The organism is Marinobacter sp. THAF197a (assembly GCF_009363275.1).
In the GTDB taxonomy this organism is placed as follows: domain Bacteria; phylum Pseudomonadota; class Gammaproteobacteria; order Pseudomonadales; family Oleiphilaceae; genus Marinobacter.
In genome coordinates, this window is record NZ_CP045324.1 from 596,398 (window position 1) to 609,772 (window position 13,375).

27 protein-coding genes are annotated in these 13,375 nt (G+C 54.7%); all 27 read left to right on the forward strand.

Annotation, left to right across the window (positions count from 1 at the left end):
- The first annotated feature begins 39 nt into the window (after nt 1-39).
- The 27 genes from rplC to rplQ all read left to right on the forward strand — a co-directional run bounded on the left by rplC (nt 40) and on the right by rplQ (nt 13,278).
- Nucleotides 40-678 carry a 50S ribosomal protein L3 gene (rplC, locus tag FIV08_RS02700; protein ID WP_152437264.1) on the forward strand — a complete coding sequence of 213 codons (639 nt, stop codon included), beginning with the start codon at nt 40-42 and terminating at the stop codon, nt 676-678.
- Nucleotides 679-689: 11 nt separating this feature from the next.
- Nucleotides 690-1,295: a 50S ribosomal protein L4 gene (rplD, locus tag FIV08_RS02705; RefSeq protein WP_061333569.1), complete on the forward strand. Its 606-nt coding sequence runs from the start codon at nt 690-692 to the stop codon at nt 1,293-1,295.
- Nucleotides 1,292-1,585 (forward strand): 50S ribosomal protein L23, encoded by a 294-nt coding sequence (rplW, locus tag FIV08_RS02710; RefSeq protein ID WP_008174862.1) that lies wholly within the window; start codon nt 1,292-1,294, stop codon nt 1,583-1,585. The genes rplD and rplW overlap by 4 nt, the downstream gene beginning before the upstream one ends.
- 17 nt (nt 1,586-1,602) lie before the next feature.
- Entirely contained in the window at nt 1,603-2,430 is an 828-nt protein-coding gene (gene rplB, locus FIV08_RS02715) for a 50S ribosomal protein L2 (protein WP_058089996.1), read from the forward strand.
- Between the two features lie 23 nt (nt 2,431-2,453).
- Entirely contained in the window at nt 2,454-2,729 is a 276-nt protein-coding gene (gene rpsS, locus FIV08_RS02720) for a 30S ribosomal protein S19 (RefSeq protein WP_061333570.1), read from the forward strand.
- Nucleotides 2,730-2,745: 16 nt separating this feature from the next.
- Nucleotides 2,746-3,078 (forward strand): 50S ribosomal protein L22, encoded by a 333-nt coding sequence (gene rplV / locus FIV08_RS02725; protein ID WP_008940674.1) that lies wholly within the window; start codon nt 2,746-2,748, stop codon nt 3,076-3,078.
- 11 nt (nt 3,079-3,089) lie between these two features.
- Complete coding sequence (gene rpsC, locus FIV08_RS02730) at nt 3,090-3,773, forward strand: 30S ribosomal protein S3 (protein ID WP_058089998.1); 684 nt, start codon at nt 3,090-3,092, stop codon at nt 3,771-3,773.
- Between the two features lie 12 nt (nt 3,774-3,785).
- Nucleotides 3,786-4,199 carry a 50S ribosomal protein L16 gene (rplP, locus tag FIV08_RS02735; RefSeq protein WP_044387654.1) on the forward strand — a complete coding sequence of 138 codons (414 nt, stop codon included), beginning with the start codon at nt 3,786-3,788 and terminating at the stop codon, nt 4,197-4,199.
- Nucleotides 4,199-4,390 (forward strand): 50S ribosomal protein L29, encoded by a 192-nt coding sequence (gene rpmC / locus FIV08_RS02740; RefSeq protein ID WP_058089999.1) that lies wholly within the window; start codon nt 4,199-4,201, stop codon nt 4,388-4,390. The genes rplP and rpmC overlap by 1 nt, the downstream gene beginning before the upstream one ends.
- A 1-nt stretch (nt 4,391) precedes the next feature.
- Entirely contained in the window at nt 4,392-4,658 is a 267-nt protein-coding gene (gene rpsQ / locus FIV08_RS02745; protein ID WP_044387650.1) for a 30S ribosomal protein S17, read from the forward strand.
- Nucleotides 4,659-4,676: 18 nt separating this feature from the next.
- Nucleotides 4,677-5,045 carry a 50S ribosomal protein L14 gene (gene rplN, locus FIV08_RS02750; protein WP_007154005.1) on the forward strand — a complete coding sequence of 123 codons (369 nt, stop codon included), beginning with the start codon at nt 4,677-4,679 and terminating at the stop codon, nt 5,043-5,045.
- 17 nt (nt 5,046-5,062) lie between these two features.
- A complete protein-coding gene (rplX, locus tag FIV08_RS02755; RefSeq protein ID WP_061333571.1) occupies nt 5,063-5,383 on the forward strand; it encodes a 50S ribosomal protein L24 in 321 nt (106 codons plus the stop codon).
- Nucleotides 5,384-5,398: 15 nt separating this feature from the next.
- A complete protein-coding gene (rplE, locus tag FIV08_RS02760; RefSeq protein WP_058090001.1) occupies nt 5,399-5,938 on the forward strand; it encodes a 50S ribosomal protein L5 in 540 nt (179 codons plus the stop codon).
- 12 nt (nt 5,939-5,950) lie between these two features.
- Entirely contained in the window at nt 5,951-6,256 is a 306-nt protein-coding gene (gene rpsN / locus FIV08_RS02765) for a 30S ribosomal protein S14 (protein WP_058090002.1), read from the forward strand.
- Nucleotides 6,257-6,344: 88 nt separating this feature from the next.
- Complete coding sequence (gene rpsH, locus FIV08_RS02770; protein ID WP_058090003.1) at nt 6,345-6,737, forward strand: 30S ribosomal protein S8; 393 nt, start codon at nt 6,345-6,347, stop codon at nt 6,735-6,737.
- A 9-nt stretch (nt 6,738-6,746) separates the two neighbouring features.
- A complete protein-coding gene (gene rplF, locus FIV08_RS02775) occupies nt 6,747-7,280 on the forward strand; it encodes a 50S ribosomal protein L6 (protein ID WP_058090004.1) in 534 nt (177 codons plus the stop codon).
- A gap of 9 nt (nt 7,281-7,289) precedes the next feature.
- Nucleotides 7,290-7,637: a 50S ribosomal protein L18 gene (gene rplR / locus FIV08_RS02780; RefSeq protein WP_011784258.1), complete on the forward strand. Its 348-nt coding sequence runs from the start codon at nt 7,290-7,292 to the stop codon at nt 7,635-7,637.
- Between the two features lie 12 nt (nt 7,638-7,649).
- A complete protein-coding gene (gene rpsE, locus FIV08_RS02785) occupies nt 7,650-8,150 on the forward strand; it encodes a 30S ribosomal protein S5 (RefSeq protein ID WP_058090005.1) in 501 nt (166 codons plus the stop codon).
- A 4-nt stretch (nt 8,151-8,154) separates the two neighbouring features.
- Complete coding sequence (gene rpmD / locus FIV08_RS02790; protein ID WP_007153997.1) at nt 8,155-8,343, forward strand: 50S ribosomal protein L30; 189 nt, start codon at nt 8,155-8,157, stop codon at nt 8,341-8,343.
- 1 nt (nt 8,344) lies between these two features.
- The gene (rplO, locus tag FIV08_RS02795; protein WP_022989795.1) at nt 8,345-8,779 is read left to right on the forward strand and encodes a 50S ribosomal protein L15; all 435 of its coding nucleotides are present in this window, start codon (nt 8,345-8,347) and stop codon (nt 8,777-8,779) included.
- A gap of 17 nt (nt 8,780-8,796) precedes the next feature.
- Nucleotides 8,797-10,119: a preprotein translocase subunit SecY gene (gene secY, locus FIV08_RS02800; RefSeq protein ID WP_058090006.1), complete on the forward strand. Its 1,323-nt coding sequence runs from the start codon at nt 8,797-8,799 to the stop codon at nt 10,117-10,119.
- 33 nt (nt 10,120-10,152) lie between these two features.
- Nucleotides 10,153-10,266: a 50S ribosomal protein L36 gene (gene rpmJ, locus FIV08_RS02805; protein WP_004580765.1), complete on the forward strand. Its 114-nt coding sequence runs from the start codon at nt 10,153-10,155 to the stop codon at nt 10,264-10,266.
- Nucleotides 10,267-10,407: 141 nt separating this feature from the next.
- Nucleotides 10,408-10,764, forward strand: a complete 357-nt coding sequence (gene rpsM / locus FIV08_RS02810) for a 30S ribosomal protein S13 (protein ID WP_029655315.1) — start codon at nt 10,408-10,410, stop codon at nt 10,762-10,764.
- A gap of 13 nt (nt 10,765-10,777) precedes the next feature.
- Complete coding sequence (gene rpsK / locus FIV08_RS02815; protein ID WP_007153992.1) at nt 10,778-11,167, forward strand: 30S ribosomal protein S11; 390 nt, start codon at nt 10,778-10,780, stop codon at nt 11,165-11,167.
- 18 nt (nt 11,168-11,185) lie between these two features.
- On the forward strand, nt 11,186-11,806 hold the full coding sequence (gene rpsD, locus FIV08_RS02820; protein ID WP_058090007.1) for a 30S ribosomal protein S4: 621 nt from the start codon (nt 11,186-11,188) through the stop codon (nt 11,804-11,806).
- Nucleotides 11,807-11,841: 35 nt separating this feature from the next.
- On the forward strand, nt 11,842-12,846 hold the full coding sequence (locus FIV08_RS02825; RefSeq protein WP_008174911.1) for a DNA-directed RNA polymerase subunit alpha: 1,005 nt from the start codon (nt 11,842-11,844) through the stop codon (nt 12,844-12,846).
- 33 nt (nt 12,847-12,879) lie between these two features.
- Nucleotides 12,880-13,278 carry a 50S ribosomal protein L17 gene (gene rplQ, locus FIV08_RS02830; protein ID WP_058090008.1) on the forward strand — a complete coding sequence of 133 codons (399 nt, stop codon included), beginning with the start codon at nt 12,880-12,882 and terminating at the stop codon, nt 13,276-13,278.
- Nucleotides 13,279-13,375 lie beyond the last annotated feature (97 nt).

Here is a 13,375-nt window from a genome sequence, read left to right on the forward strand (position 1 = left end):
CATAGAGGGTGCAAGCCCCGTACACTTAAGAGGTGAAACATGGCAATTGGTGTTGTCGGTCGTAAGGCCGGTATGACCCGTATTTTTACGGATGAAGGGCAGGCATTGCCCGTAACGGTAATCGAGGTTGAGCCCAACCGCATTACCCAACTGAAAACTCTCGAAAACGACGGCTACCGCGCTGTGCAGGTAACCGTAGGTTCTCGTCGTGCCTCCCGCGTTAGCAAGGCTGCTGCTGGTCACTTTGCGAAAGCAGGTGTTGAAGCTGGTCGTGGCGTGTGGGAATTTCGTCTGGCTGATGGCGAAGGTGAAGGCCTCGCTGCAGGCGGCGAGCTGACGGTCTCTGTGTTTGAAGACGGTCAGGTGGTTGATGCCACTGGTCAGTCCAAAGGTAAGGGCTTCCAGGGTGGCGTCAAGCGCTGGAACTTCTCCATGCAGGACGCTACTCACGGTAACTCCCTGTCTCATCGTGCTCCGGGTTCCATTGGTCAGAACCAGACTCCGGGCAAGGTATTCAAGGGTAAAAAGATGGCCGGTCAGATGGGTAACGCGCAGGTCACTGTGCAGAACCTGAAAATCGTCCGTGTCGATGCCGAGCGCAACCTGCTGCTGGTAAGTGGTGCCGTACCTGGTGCGACTGGCGGCGACGTTGTCATCAAGCCTGCAGTTAAAGCCTGAGGAGCGGTGCGATGGAATTGACAATTACTGGTAGCGGCAAGGGGATTTCTGTTTCCGACGCTGCGTTTGCCAAAGATTTTAATGAAGCACTGGTGCACCAGGTGGTAACTGCCTACATGGCAGCTGGCCGTCAGGGTACCAAGGCTCAGAAAACACGTTCCGAAGTCAGTGGCGGTGGCAAGAAGCCGTGGCGTCAGAAGGGCACCGGTCGCGCTCGTGCGGGCACCATTCGCAGCCCGATCTGGCGTTCAGGCGGCGTAACGTTTGCAGCCAAGCCCCGTGATTTCGAACAGAAAGTTAACCGCAAGATGTATCGTGCGGCTATGTGTTCCATTCTTTCCGAGCTGGTCCGTCAGGAGCGTCTGGTGGTTGTTGACGATATGAACGTTGACAGTCCGAAGACCAAGGCGTTCACCGCCAAGCTGAAGGATCTGGGCGTATCTAACGCTCTGATTCTTTCCGATAGCGTTGAGCAGAACCTGCACCTGGCTTCCCGCAACATTCCTCACGTGGATGTTCGCGACGTGGCAGGTCTGGATCCGGTCAGCCTGGTTGCCTACGAGAACGTCGTGGTAACTGTTCCCGCTCTGAAGAAGATCGAGGAGATGCTGGGATGAATCAGGAACGTATTTACAAGGTCCTGCTGGGGCCGCACGTATCAGAGAAAGCGTCTCTGGCAGCCGAGCGTGGTCAGGTGGTATTCCGTGTAGCACCAGACGCCACCAAGCCGGAGATCAAGAAAGCCGTTGAGCAGCTGTTCAACGTCACCGTCGAAGGTGTTCAGGTTCTGAACCGTAAGGGTAAGCTCAAGCGCACTATCCGCGGGTTCGGCAAGCGTAATGACATTCGTAAGGCTTACGTCAAGCTGGCAGAAGGTCAGGACATCGATTTTCTGGATGTGGAATAAGGTAAAGGGGTCGTAATATGCCGATCGTCAAAACCAAGCCAACATCTGCCGGACGCCGTCACGTTGTAAAACTTTACAACCCGGATCTGCACAAAGGACGTCCTTACGAGCCGTTGGTAGAAACTAAGAGTAAGTCAGGTGGTCGTAACAACGCTGGCCGCATTACTACTCGTCACATTGGTGGTGGCCACAAGCAGCACTACCGTGTCATCGATTTCAAGCGGACCAAAGATGGTATTCCGGCGGTTATTGAGCGCCTGGAATACGATCCTAACCGCTCTGCGCACATCGCGCTGCTGAAGTACTCTGATGGCGAGCGTCGCTACATCATCGCTCCCAAAGGTATGAAGGCAGGTGATCCTGTGCGGTCCGGCGTCGACGCGCCGATTAAGGTGGGCTCCACTCTGCCGCTCCGGAACATTCCGGTTGGTTCTGTGATCCACTGCGTCGAACTCAAGCCTGGCAAAGGTGCCCAGCTGGCTCGCTCCGCGGGCGCATCCGTACAGCTGGTAGCTCGGGAAGGGGCTTATGCCACTATCCGCCTGCGTTCAGGTGAAATGCGTAAGGTGCTTGTAGATTGCCGTGCAACGCTGGGTGAAGTATCCAACAGCGAGCACAGCCTCAAGCAGCTTGGTAAAGCGGGTGCATCACGTTGGCGCGGTAAACGTCCAACAGTACGTGGTGTTGCTATGAACCCAGTTGACCACCCACATGGTGGTGGTGAAGGGCGTACCTCTGGCGGGCGTCACCCGGTTACTCCGTGGGGTGTTCCGACCAAAGGGCATAAGACTCGTAAGAACAAACGTACTGACAAGATGATAGTACGTCGTCGTTCAGCCAAGTAAACGACTACATAGAGGTAAATGCTGTGCCACGTTCTTTGAAGAAAGGTCCTTTTATAGACCTGCATCTGTTGAAGAAGGTCGAGGCAGCTCTGGAAACAAGTGACAAGCGGCCGATCAAAACCTGGTCCCGCCGGTCAACAATCTTTCCGGAGATGGTAGGCCTGACCATTGCAGTCCACAACGGCAAGCAGCACGTGCCGGTTTATGTCACCGAAGATATGGTCGGGCATAAACTGGGTGAGTTCGCGGCAACGCGTACTTATCGTGGTCATGCGGCCGACAAGAAAGCTAAACGCTGATTGTGAGGTAATAGAAATGGAAGTAGCAGCCAAGTACAAGGGCGCTCGCCTCTCAGCTCAGAAAGCACGTCTTGTTGCCGACCAGGTACGCGGCAAGGCTGTTGAGGACGCCCTGAACATTCTGACTTTCAGCCCTAAGAAGGCAGCGGTTGTGATCAAGAAAGCTCTTGAATCCGCCATTGCCAACGCTGAGCACAACGAAGGTCTGGACGTAGATGATCTGCGGGTTTCCACCGTCATGGTGGATGAGGGCCCAACGCTCAAGCGAATCAAAGCTCGAGCCAAGGGGCGCGCTGACCGTATTTTCAAGCGCACCTGTCATATCACCGTCAAGGTCGCCGACAAGTAGGAGATGCTCAGATGGGTCATAAAGTAAATCCAACCGGCATGCGCCTGGGTGTGATCAAAGAGCACAACTCAGTGTGGTATGCCGACAAGAAGGACTACGCGAAGAATCTGCTGAATGATATTCAGGTTCGCGAGTTCCTGGACAAGCGTCTGGTGAAGGCGTCTGTCAGCAAGATCGTGATCGAGCGCCCTGCTCAGAACGCCCGGATCACGATCCATACCGCCCGCCCCGGTATTGTTATCGGTAAAAAGGGTGAAGATGTTGACCGTCTGCGTCGCGAAGTCAGCGACATGATGGGTGTGCCCGTGCACATCAACATCGAAGAAGTCCGCAAGCCGGACCTGGATGCCCGCCTGGTAGCGCAAAACGTTGCCGGTCAGCTGGAGCGTCGTGTGATGTTCCGTCGCGCTATGAAGCGTGCGGTTCAGAACGCCATGCGTCAGGGTGCCAAGGGTATCAAGATTCAGGTTGGCGGTCGTCTTGGGGGTGCTGAAATCGCACGTTCCGAGTGGTATCGCGAAGGTCGTGTACCTCTGCACACATTGCGTGCAGATATTGATTATGCAACCTATGAAGCGCACACCACTTACGGCGTTATCGGCGTAAAGGTATGGATCTTCAAAGGTGAGATTCTTGGTGGTATGGAGCAGGTCCGTGCTGACAAGAAAGCCTCTGGGAAGAAAGGTTCTAAGTAAAGGGGCACTCTTATGCTGCAACCAAAACGCACCAAATTCCGCAAGGTAATGAAAGGCCGTAACACCGGTCTTGCTCACCGCGCCAACAAGGTGAGCTTCGGTGAATACGGATTGAAAGCGACCAGTCGCGGGCGTATAACTGCGCGCCAGATTGAGGCGGCACGTCGTACTATGACACGTCGTATCAAGCGGGGCGGTAAGATCTGGATTCGGGTTTTCCCGGACAAGCCGATCACCGGTAAGCCGCTTGAAGTACGGATGGGTAAAGGTAAAGGTTCTGTCGAGTATTGGGTGGCTGAAATTCAGCCGGGCCGTATGTTGTACGAGATGGAAGGTGTTTCCGAGGAAATCGCTCGTGAGGCCTTCACTCTTGCAGCGGCCAAACTGCCGGTACAGACCACCTTTGTAACGAGGACGGTGATGTGATGAATGCAACAGAGCTGCGTGAAAAGTCAGTCGAGGAGCTGAACAAAGAGCTGATCGACCTCCTGAAGGAGCAGTTCAACCTGCGCATGCGCAAAGCGACAGGTCAGCTGAATCAGTCTCACCTCCTCGGCAAGGTGAAGCGCGATATCGCTCGCGTTAAAACGGTATTGAATGAAAAGGCAGGACAGTGACATGACCGAAGCTACCCAAACTGCCAGAACTCTGAGCGGCAAGGTCGTGAGCAACAAGATGGACAAGTCCATCGTGGTCCTGGTTGAGCGTCAGGTGAAACATCCTCTGTACGGCAAGTACATGAAGCGCTCGACCAAGATCCATGCGCACGATGAAAGCAATCAGTGCAACATCGGCGACATCGTAACCATTCAGGAAACCCGCCCGGTCTCCAAGACCAAAAGCTGGGCCCTGGTGGAAGTCACCGAACGCGCGTCCAAGGTGTAATTCGCCCGGAGAACAACCATGATTCAGACTCAAACAATGCTTGAAGTCGCGGATAACAGTGGTGCACGTCAGGTTATGTGCATCAAGGTCCTGGGCGGATCTCACCGGCGTTATGCGAGCGTTGGGGATATCATCAAGGTAACCGTTAAGGAAGCCATCCCCCGCGGTAAGGTGAAGAAAGGCCAGGTCCTCAAGGCTGTTGTAGTACGTACCCGTAAGGGTGTGCGTCGTCCGGACGGTTCATTGATCCGTTTTGACGGTAACGCGGCGGTACTTCTGAACAATCAGGACGCTCCCATTGGTACCCGTATCTTCGGACCGGTTACCCGTGAACTGCGTAACGAGAAGTTCATGAAGATTATCTCACTGGCACCCGAAGTACTTTAAAGGACCAGAGGCCGGTTATGAAAAAGATCAAACGAGATGACGAAGTAATCGTCACCACGGGGAAAGACAAAGGCAAACGTGGTAAAGTCCTGAAGGTTCAGGACGACGGCCGTGTGATTGTTTCTGGCATCAATATGATGAAGAAGCACACCAAGCCGAACCCGATGCTTGGCACCCCGGGTGGTATCGTCGAGAAAGAAGCGCCTATCCAGGCTTCCAACGTGGCTATTTTTAATCCGCAGACCGGCAAAGCCGATCGTGTTGGCTTCCAGACCAAGGAAGACGGCAGCAAAGTGCGGATCTTCAAGTCCACGAACGAAGCTGTCGATAACCAGTAAGCGGTGGTGGTTACGATGCTTAACATGAAAGAGCAGTACACTAAGGAAGTGGTACCCGCCCTGCAGAAAGAGTTCGGTTACAAGAACGTTATGCAGGTGCCGCGTATCGAGAAAATCACCCTGAACATGGGTGTTGGCGAAGCGGTTGGTGACAAAAAGCTGATTGAAAACGCTGTGGCGGATCTTGAGCGCCTGGCGGGTCAAAAAGCGGTTGTTACCAAGGCACGCAAATCCGTAGCGGGTTTCAAAATCCGTGAAGGTTGGCCGATTGGCTGTAAGGTGACCCTGCGCGGTGAGCGTATGTGGGATTTCTTTGATCGCCTGGTGCACATTGCGGTTCCCCGCATTCGTGACTTCCGCGGTCTGAATCCGAAATCCTTCGACGGTCGCGGTAACTACAGCATGGGTGTTCGTGAGCAGATCATCTTCCCTGAGATCGAGTACGACAAAGTCGACAAGATCCGCGGGTTGGATATCACCATCACCACCACTGCCGGTACCGACGACGAAGGTCGCGAACTGTTGAAAGCCTTTGGCTTTCCGTTCAAGAAATAAGGAACGAGTGACATGGCGAAGGTTTCAATGAAAAACCGTGAGCTCAAGCGCGAAAAGACTGTGGCTAAATTCGCAGCCAAGCGCGCCGAGCTCAAGGCGATTATCAAAAACCCGAATACCAGCGAAGAAGATCGTTGGAACGCGCAAATGAAGCTGCAGCAGCTGCCTCGTGATGCGAGTCCCTCACGTCTTCGGAATCGTTGCCAGGTGACTGGTCGTCCCCACGGCGTTCTGCGCAAGTTCGAACTGTCACGGATCAAACTCCGTGAGTACGGCATGCGCGGTGACGTTCCGGGCCTGACCAAGGCAAGCTGGTAAGATAGGCCGCCTGACTTCGGTCAGGTGCCTGTTGGTAAGCGGTGCGGCACGCCGCTGCACAACTAAAAAGATCAGGAGCCTCATACTAATGAGTATGCAAGACACGCTTGCGGATATGTTTACCCGTATCCGTAATGCCCAGATGGCATCGAAAGCTGATGTGACGATGCCGTCTTCAAAAATGAAGGTCTCCGTGGCCCAGGTCCTTAAGGACGAAGGCTACGTAGCAGATTTTTCTGTTTCAGCTGACGCGAAGCCCGAGCTGACCATCACTCTGAAATACTTCGGCGGCAAGCCGGTTATCGAAGAGATCAAGCGGGTCAGCCGTCCGAGTCTGCGCCAGTACAAAGGCGCTGGGGAACTGCCGAAGGTTTCCGGCGGTCTGGGAGTCGCGATTGTCTCAACGTCCAAGGGCGTTATGACAGACCGCGCCGCACGTGCTGCAGGCGTGGGTGGCGAAGTCATCTGCACCGTATTCTAGGAGATACACATGTCCAGGGTTGCCAATAATCCTGTCGTGCTGCCTTCCGGTGTTGAGGTTAAGCTGAACGGACAGGAAATTAATGTGAAGGGCTCCAAGGGAGCTCTCCAATTCACCATTCACCAAGCGGTTGAAGTGAAGCAGGAAGAGGGTTCTCTTCGCTTTGCGGCCCGCGATGGTGCGAAACAGTCCCGCGCTCTTGCTGGTACTACTCGTGCGCTGGTTAACAACATGGTTACCGGCGTATCCACAGGCTGGGAGCGTAAGCTGCAGCTGACGGGCGTAGGTTATCGTGCGCAGGCGCAAGGTAAGAAGCTCAATCTGACACTGGGTTTTTCTCACCCGGTTGAGTACGAGCTGCCCGAGGGTGTTACCGCTGAAACTCCGTCCAATACGGAAGTTGTGATTCGCGGTATCGACAAGCAACAGGTTGGCCAGGTCGCTGCTGAAATCCGCGCGTTCCGTCCGCCCGAGCCTTATAAGGGCAAGGGTGTTCGTTATGCGGATGAGCAGGTCAGACGCAAAGAAGCCAAGAAGAAATAAGGCGGGACTATGAGCGCGAATAACGAAAGATTGCGTCGCGCACGCAAAGTGCGCATGAAGATCCGTGAGCTGGGTACCGACCGTCTGTGCGTTCACCGCACGCCGCGTCATATGTACGCCCAGGTTACGACTGCAGATGGCAGCAAAGTGCTGGCCACTGCCTCCACGTTGGATAAGGAACTGCGCCAGGGTGCAACCGGTAACGTGGACGCTGCCAAGAAGGTCGGTCAGCTGATTGCTGAGCGTGCCAAGGCGGCAGGCATTGAGAAGGTCGCTTTTGACCGCTCAGGTTACCGTTATCACGGTCGTGTACAGGCTCTGGCCGACGCAGCCCGTGAAGCTGGCTTGCAATTCTAAGAGGTGGAGAAGATGAGCGTTAACGAACAGAAGGCGCCTGAGCTCCAGGAAAAGCTGGTTCAGGTCAATCGCGTCGCCAAGGTAGTTAAAGGCGGCCGTATTTTTGCCTTCACCGCACTGACTGTAGTGGGTGATGGCAAAGGACGCGTTGGTTTCGGTCGTGGTAAGGCCCGGGAAGTCCCGGTTGCCATCCAGAAGGCGATGGAAGCTGCTCGCAAGAACATGGTAGACGTGGCCCTTGACGGCACCACCCTGCAGTACGCAGTTCGTGCCCAGCACGGTGGCTCCAAGGTGTTCATGCAGCCTGCATCCGAAGGTACCGGTATTATCGCCGGTGGTGCGATGCGTGCGGTACTGGAAGTGGCCGGCGTACACAACGTACTGTCCAAGTGCTACGGCTCTACCAACCCGGTGAACGTTGTACGTTCTACCATCAAGGGTCTGCAGGCCATGAAGGCGCCTGAAGATATTGCAGCCAAGCGCGGTAAATCCGTCGAAGATATTCTGGGTTGAAGTCATGGCGAACGCAAAAACGATCAAAGTAACTCTGACCCGCAGCCCGATCGGCTGTCAGCCCAAGCACAAGCTGTGTGTGAAAGGCCTGGGTCTTCGTAAAATCGGTCATACCGTTGAAGTGGAAGATACACCTTCTATTCGCGGCATGATCAACCGGGTTAACTACCTGGTGCAGGTTGAGGAGAACTAAGATGCGTCTGAACGAACTTGCTCCGGAACCTGGTTCACGTCCTTCCGCCAAGCGTGTTGGTCGTGGTATCGGTAGCGGTCTGGGTAAAACTGGTGGTCGCGGTCATAAAGGTCTGAAATCCCGTTCCGGTGGCTCTGTAGCGCCTGGTTTCGAGGGTGGTCAGCAGCCTTTGGCTCGTCGCCTGCCCAAGTTTGGTTTCACTTCCCGCCAGCAGCGTTATGTTGCCGAAATTCGCCTGAACGAACTGGCGAAGGTTGAAGGCGACGTGGTCGATCTGGCTGCACTGAAGAAGGCTGACATCATTCGCGAAGAAATTCGCGAAGCCAAGGTTATGCTGTCCGGTGAGCTGGATCGAGCGGTAACCGTTAAAGGGCTACGTGTCACCAAAGGCGCACGCGAGGCAATCATTGCCGCGGGTGGGAAAGTCGAAGACTAAGACGAGTCGAGGACTAAATGGCCAAGACAGCATCATTGCCTGCGGGCGCCGGAAAAGGATTTGCAGAGCTGCGTTCGCGGCTCTGGTTCGTGTTTCTGGCATTGTTGGTGTACCGGATCGGTGCCCACATCCCGGTACCAGGCATCAACCCGGACCGGTTGGCGGCACTGTTTGACCAGAATCAGGGAACTATCCTGAGTCTGTTCAACATGTTTTCCGGTGGTGCGCTTGAGCGCATGAGTATCTTCGCACTCGGTATTATGCCGTATATTTCGGCTTCTATTATCATGCAGCTCATGACTGCGGTTAGTCCGCAGCTTGAGCAGCTGAAGAAAGAAGGCGAGGCAGGTCGTCGTAAGATCAGCCAGTATACGCGGTATGGTACGGTTGTCCTGGCCCTGGTTCAGGGCTTTGGTATTTCTGTAGGGTTGGCCTCACAGGGCGTCACCTTCAACGACAGCTTCAGCTTCCACTTTGTGGCGGTGGTGTCTTTCGTTTGTGGTGCCGTGTTCATGATGTGGCTCGGTGAGCAAATCACTGAGCGTGGCGTTGGTAACGGTATATCACTGCTGATTTTTGCAGGGATTGTAGCCGGCTTGCCTGGCGCCATCGGGCAGACTCTGGAGCAGGCCCGTAACGGTGAAATGAGCCTGTTGGTAGTGCTCGGTATCGGCGTGCTGGCGATCGCAGTGGTTGGCTTCGTGGTGTTCATGGAGCGGGGCCAGCGGCGGTTGACCATCAATTACGCAAAACGGCAGCAGGGCCGCCGGGTATTCGCCCAGCAGTCCAGTCATTTGCCGCTGAAGGTCAATATGGCCGGTGTTATTCCGCCGATCTTTGCCTCTTCGATCCTGTTGTTCCCGGCCTCGTTGGGCCAGTGGTTCGGTCAGGGCGAGGGCATGGAATGGTTGAGTGACATCTCTCAGGCATTGGCTCCGAGCCAGCCGTTGTATATCATCCTGTTCGCAGCAGCAGTGGTCTTCTTCTGCTTCTTCTATACAGCGCTGATGTACAACCCGAAGGAAGTTGCGGATAACCTCAAGCGTTCCGGCGCGTTCATCCCGGGCATTCGCCCAGGAGAGCAGACTGCCAAGTACATCGATGGTGTACTGACCCGTCTGACGTTGTTCGGGGCTATGTATATTGCAGCAGTGTCCTTGTTCCCTCAGTTCCTGATGGTGGCAGGTAATGTACCTTTCTATCTTGGTGGTACCTCACTGCTGATTGTTGTAGTCGTGGTGATGGATTTCATGGCTCAGGTTCAGTCGCACCTGATGTCGCATCAGTATGAATCGCTGATGAAGAAGTCCAATCTCAAGGGCTATGGTCGGAACGGCTGATACAGCCGTTCCCCTTGAAAACTGGAGTCGACAATGAAAGTACGCGCTTCGGTAAAGAAAATTTGCCGTAACTGCAAAGTAATTCGTCGCAATGGCTCAGTTCGAGTCATCTGCACGGAGCCTCGTCACAAGCAGCGCCAGGGCTGATTTCCAAGAAATCGCTCTGACATTGTAAAAGGGGTTCGGAATAGTAGCGCTTGACTCGCGAGCGGGTCAGGCGCTATTATTTCGCGCCCTTTTTGTGGCGGAAAATTCACACAGCAAAGCTTTGAACGCGGAGTAATTTGGATGGCACGTATAGCCGGTGTCAATATACCCGATCACAAACATGCTGTTATCTCGCTCACCTACATCTTTGGTGTTGGCAAGACAACAGCCCAGAAGCTTTGCGATGCAACCGGCGTTAAGCCGGACGTCAAGGTCAAAGACCTGAGCGACGAGCAGCTTGAAGCACTTCGTACCGAAGTGGGCAAGTTCACCGTCGAAGGCGATCTGCGTCGTGAAGTACAGATGAACATCAAGCGTTTGAAGGATCTCGGTTGCTTCCGTGGTCTGCGTCATCGTCATGGCCTTCCGGTCCGTGGCCAGCGCACCAAGACCAACGCCCGCACCCGTAAAGGTCCTCGCAAACCTATTCGTAAGTAACAGGTAGGCAAACATGGCAAAGCCAGGTACACGTACCCGTAAAAAGGTGAAAAAGACGGTTGTTGATGGCGTCGCGCACATTCACGCGTCCTTCAATAACACCATCGTGACCATTTCGGACCGTCAGGGCAACGTCCTGTCCTGGGCCACCTCAGGTGGTTCCGGTTTCCGCGGCTCACGTAAGAGTACACCTTTTGCTGCGCAGGTAGCAGCTGAAAGGGCCGGTAATGCGGCTGCTGAATACGGCCTTAAAAACCTGGACGTAGAGGTTAAGGGTCCTGGGCCCGGACGTGAATCTGCAGTTCGCGCGCTGAATGCGTGTGGCTACAAGATCACCAACATCACTGATGTGACGCCGATTCCCCATAACGGCTGTCGTCCGCCCAAGAAGCGCCGCGTCTAACACAGGAGACAGTGAAATATGGCTCGTTATATAGGCCCGAAGTGCAAGCTGTCTCGTCGTGAAGGGACAGATCTTTTTCTGAAGAGCGGCGTACGCGCGCTCGATTCGAAGTGCAACATCGAGACTCCGCCGGGTATGCACGGCGCGCGTCGCGGTCGTCTGTCCGAGTACGGCGTACAGCTTCGTGAAAAACAGAAAGTCCGTCGTATCTACGGCGTACTTGAGAAGCAATTCCGCAACTACTACAAAGAGGCCGCTCGTCTGAAGGGTGCAACCGGTGAAAACCTGCTGCAACTTCTGGAAGGTCGTCTGGATAACGTTGTGTATCGCATGGGCTTTGGTTCTACCCGTGCAGAAGCCCGTCAGCTCGTCTCTCACAAGGCGATCCTGGTAAACGATAAGCCGGTCAACGTGCCGTCCTATCAAGTCAAGCCGGGCGACGTTGTGAGTGTGCGTGAGAAAGCCAAAAACCAGCTGCGCGTTAAAGGTGCACTGGATCTGGCTGGTAGCCGCGCACCGGTAAGCTGGGTAGAGGTTGACGCCAACAAGATGTCCGGCGTTTACAAGTCAGTACCTGAGCGTACTGAACTGCCGGCCGACATCAACGAGAACCTCATCGTCGAGCTTTACTCCAAGTAAAGCCCAGTTAGCAACGATAGCAGATAGGGGCGTCTATGCAGCGTTCAGTACATGAGTTATTGACACCTCGTACCATTGACGTGAAAGAATCCAGCGCCACGCGCGCCAAGGTGACACTGGAGCCGCTTGAGCGCGGTTTCGGTCATACCCTGGGTAGCGCACTGCGTCGCATTCTCTTGTCTTCGATGCCGGGCTGCGCCGTGACTGAAGCACAGATCGACGGTGTCCTGCACGAGTACAGCGCCATTGAGGGTGTCCAGGAGGACGTCATCGAGATTCTTCTGAATCTCAAGGGCGTCGCCGTAAAGATGAACGGCCGTGACGATGCTGAGCTGACGCTCAGCAAGAAGGGCCCGGGTGTAGTGACCGCCGGCGATATCAAGCTGGACCACGATGTGGAAATCGCTAACCCCGAGCACGTGATCTGTCACCTGAGCGAGAACGGCGAAGTCAACATGCGTTTGCGTGTTGCCCGCGGTCGCGGCTATGAGCCGGCTGATCAGCGTGGTCTGGACGAGGATGAAACTCGTGCCATCGGACGTTTGCAGCTTGATGCTACGTTCAGCCCGGTTCGCCGAGTGGCGTATGCCGTCGAAAGCGCACGGGTTGAGCAGCGTACAGATCTGGACAAGCTTGTTATTGATCTGGAGACAAATGGCACCATCGATCCGGAAGAAGCGATTCGCCGGGCGGCCACGATTCTCCAGCAGCAGCTGGCTGTGTTTGTAGATTTCGATCATGAGAAAGAGCCAGAGCGTGTAGAAGAAGAGGAAGAAATCGATCCGATTCTGCTGCGCCCGGTTGATGATCTGGAATTGACTGTGCGTTCAGCTAACTGCTTGAAGGCAGAAAACATTTACTATATCGGCGATCTTATCCAGCGCACCGAAGTGGAGCTGCTGAAGACGCCTAACCTTGGCAAAAAGTCGCTGACCGAGATCAAGGACGTTCTTGCGTCCCGTGGTTTGTCTCTGGGCATGCGTCTTGATAACTGGCCGCCGGCAAGCCTTCGTGGTGATGACCGGGTTCTGGGCGGTTGATCGCCGATTAGTTTAAGGTAAGGAATCAGAGCAATGCGTCATCGTAAGAGTGGTCGTAAGTTCAGCAGGACCAGTGCGCATCGCAAGGCCATGTTCCGTAACATGACTGCGTCACTGGTTGAACATGAGCTGATCAAGACAACGCTGCCGAAAGCCAAAGAGCTTCGTCGTGTAGCCGAGCCGTTGATCACGCTCGCAAAGAATGATTCGGTTGCAAATCGTCGTCTGGCGTTCTCACGCCTGCGTAGCGATGCTGCGGTAGCCAAGCTGTTTAATGAGCTGGGCCCCCGTTACAGCGAGCGTCCGGGTGGTTACCTTCGTATTCTGAAGTGCGGTTTCCGTGCTGGCGACAATGCCCCTATGGCATTCGTTGAGCTGGTTGGCCGTCCTCTGGACATCGAAGCTGAAGAAGTGGACGAAGGCGAAGAGTAAAATCTGCGTTTAGTCTCTGAAGAAACCGGGTTCCGAGAGGAGCCCGGTTTTTTTTGTGTCTGGGGTTTGGTTTCCGTTTCTAGCCTGGCGGCTTGTC

What these genes read in the sequence shown, in the direction of transcription:
- rplW (WP_008174862.1), top strand. Translation starts at nt 1,292, where the DNA reads ATGAATCAGGAACGTATTTACAAGGTCCTGCTGGGGCCGCACGTATCA.
- rpsC (WP_058089998.1), top strand. Translation starts at nt 3,090, where the DNA reads ATGGGTCATAAAGTAAATCCAACCGGCATGCGCCTGGGTGTGATCAAA.
- rplC (WP_152437264.1), top strand. Translation starts at nt 40, where the DNA reads ATGGCAATTGGTGTTGTCGGTCGTAAGGCCGGTATGACCCGTATTTTT.
- rpmC (WP_058089999.1), top strand. Translation starts at nt 4,199, where the DNA reads ATGAATGCAACAGAGCTGCGTGAAAAGTCAGTCGAGGAGCTGAACAAA.
- rplO (WP_022989795.1), top strand. Translation starts at nt 8,345, where the DNA reads ATGCGTCTGAACGAACTTGCTCCGGAACCTGGTTCACGTCCTTCCGCC.
- rplB (WP_058089996.1), top strand. Translation starts at nt 1,603, where the DNA reads ATGCCGATCGTCAAAACCAAGCCAACATCTGCCGGACGCCGTCACGTT.
- secY (WP_058090006.1), top strand. Translation starts at nt 8,797, where the DNA reads ATGGCCAAGACAGCATCATTGCCTGCGGGCGCCGGAAAAGGATTTGCA.
- rpsH (WP_058090003.1), top strand. Translation starts at nt 6,345, where the DNA reads ATGAGTATGCAAGACACGCTTGCGGATATGTTTACCCGTATCCGTAAT.
- rplD (WP_061333569.1), top strand. Translation starts at nt 690, where the DNA reads ATGGAATTGACAATTACTGGTAGCGGCAAGGGGATTTCTGTTTCCGAC.
- rplV (WP_008940674.1), top strand. Translation starts at nt 2,746, where the DNA reads ATGGAAGTAGCAGCCAAGTACAAGGGCGCTCGCCTCTCAGCTCAGAAA.
- rplP (WP_044387654.1), top strand. Translation starts at nt 3,786, where the DNA reads ATGCTGCAACCAAAACGCACCAAATTCCGCAAGGTAATGAAAGGCCGT.
- rpmD (WP_007153997.1), top strand. Translation starts at nt 8,155, where the DNA reads ATGGCGAACGCAAAAACGATCAAAGTAACTCTGACCCGCAGCCCGATC.
- FIV08_RS02825 (WP_008174911.1), top strand. Translation starts at nt 11,842, where the DNA reads ATGCAGCGTTCAGTACATGAGTTATTGACACCTCGTACCATTGACGTG.
- rpsD (WP_058090007.1), top strand. Translation starts at nt 11,186, where the DNA reads ATGGCTCGTTATATAGGCCCGAAGTGCAAGCTGTCTCGTCGTGAAGGG.
- rpsM (WP_029655315.1), top strand. Translation starts at nt 10,408, where the DNA reads ATGGCACGTATAGCCGGTGTCAATATACCCGATCACAAACATGCTGTT.
- rpsE (WP_058090005.1), top strand. Translation starts at nt 7,650, where the DNA reads ATGAGCGTTAACGAACAGAAGGCGCCTGAGCTCCAGGAAAAGCTGGTT.
- rpmJ (WP_004580765.1), top strand. Translation starts at nt 10,153, where the DNA reads ATGAAAGTACGCGCTTCGGTAAAGAAAATTTGCCGTAACTGCAAAGTA.
- rplR (WP_011784258.1), top strand. Translation starts at nt 7,290, where the DNA reads ATGAGCGCGAATAACGAAAGATTGCGTCGCGCACGCAAAGTGCGCATG.
- rpsK (WP_007153992.1), top strand. Translation starts at nt 10,778, where the DNA reads ATGGCAAAGCCAGGTACACGTACCCGTAAAAAGGTGAAAAAGACGGTT.
- rplQ (WP_058090008.1), top strand. Translation starts at nt 12,880, where the DNA reads ATGCGTCATCGTAAGAGTGGTCGTAAGTTCAGCAGGACCAGTGCGCAT.
- rplE (WP_058090001.1), top strand. Translation starts at nt 5,399, where the DNA reads ATGCTTAACATGAAAGAGCAGTACACTAAGGAAGTGGTACCCGCCCTG.
- rplX (WP_061333571.1), top strand. Translation starts at nt 5,063, where the DNA reads ATGAAAAAGATCAAACGAGATGACGAAGTAATCGTCACCACGGGGAAA.
- rpsQ (WP_044387650.1), top strand. Translation starts at nt 4,392, where the DNA reads ATGACCGAAGCTACCCAAACTGCCAGAACTCTGAGCGGCAAGGTCGTG.
- rpsN (WP_058090002.1), top strand. Translation starts at nt 5,951, where the DNA reads ATGGCGAAGGTTTCAATGAAAAACCGTGAGCTCAAGCGCGAAAAGACT.
- rplN (WP_007154005.1), top strand. Translation starts at nt 4,677, where the DNA reads ATGATTCAGACTCAAACAATGCTTGAAGTCGCGGATAACAGTGGTGCA.
- rplF (WP_058090004.1), top strand. Translation starts at nt 6,747, where the DNA reads ATGTCCAGGGTTGCCAATAATCCTGTCGTGCTGCCTTCCGGTGTTGAG.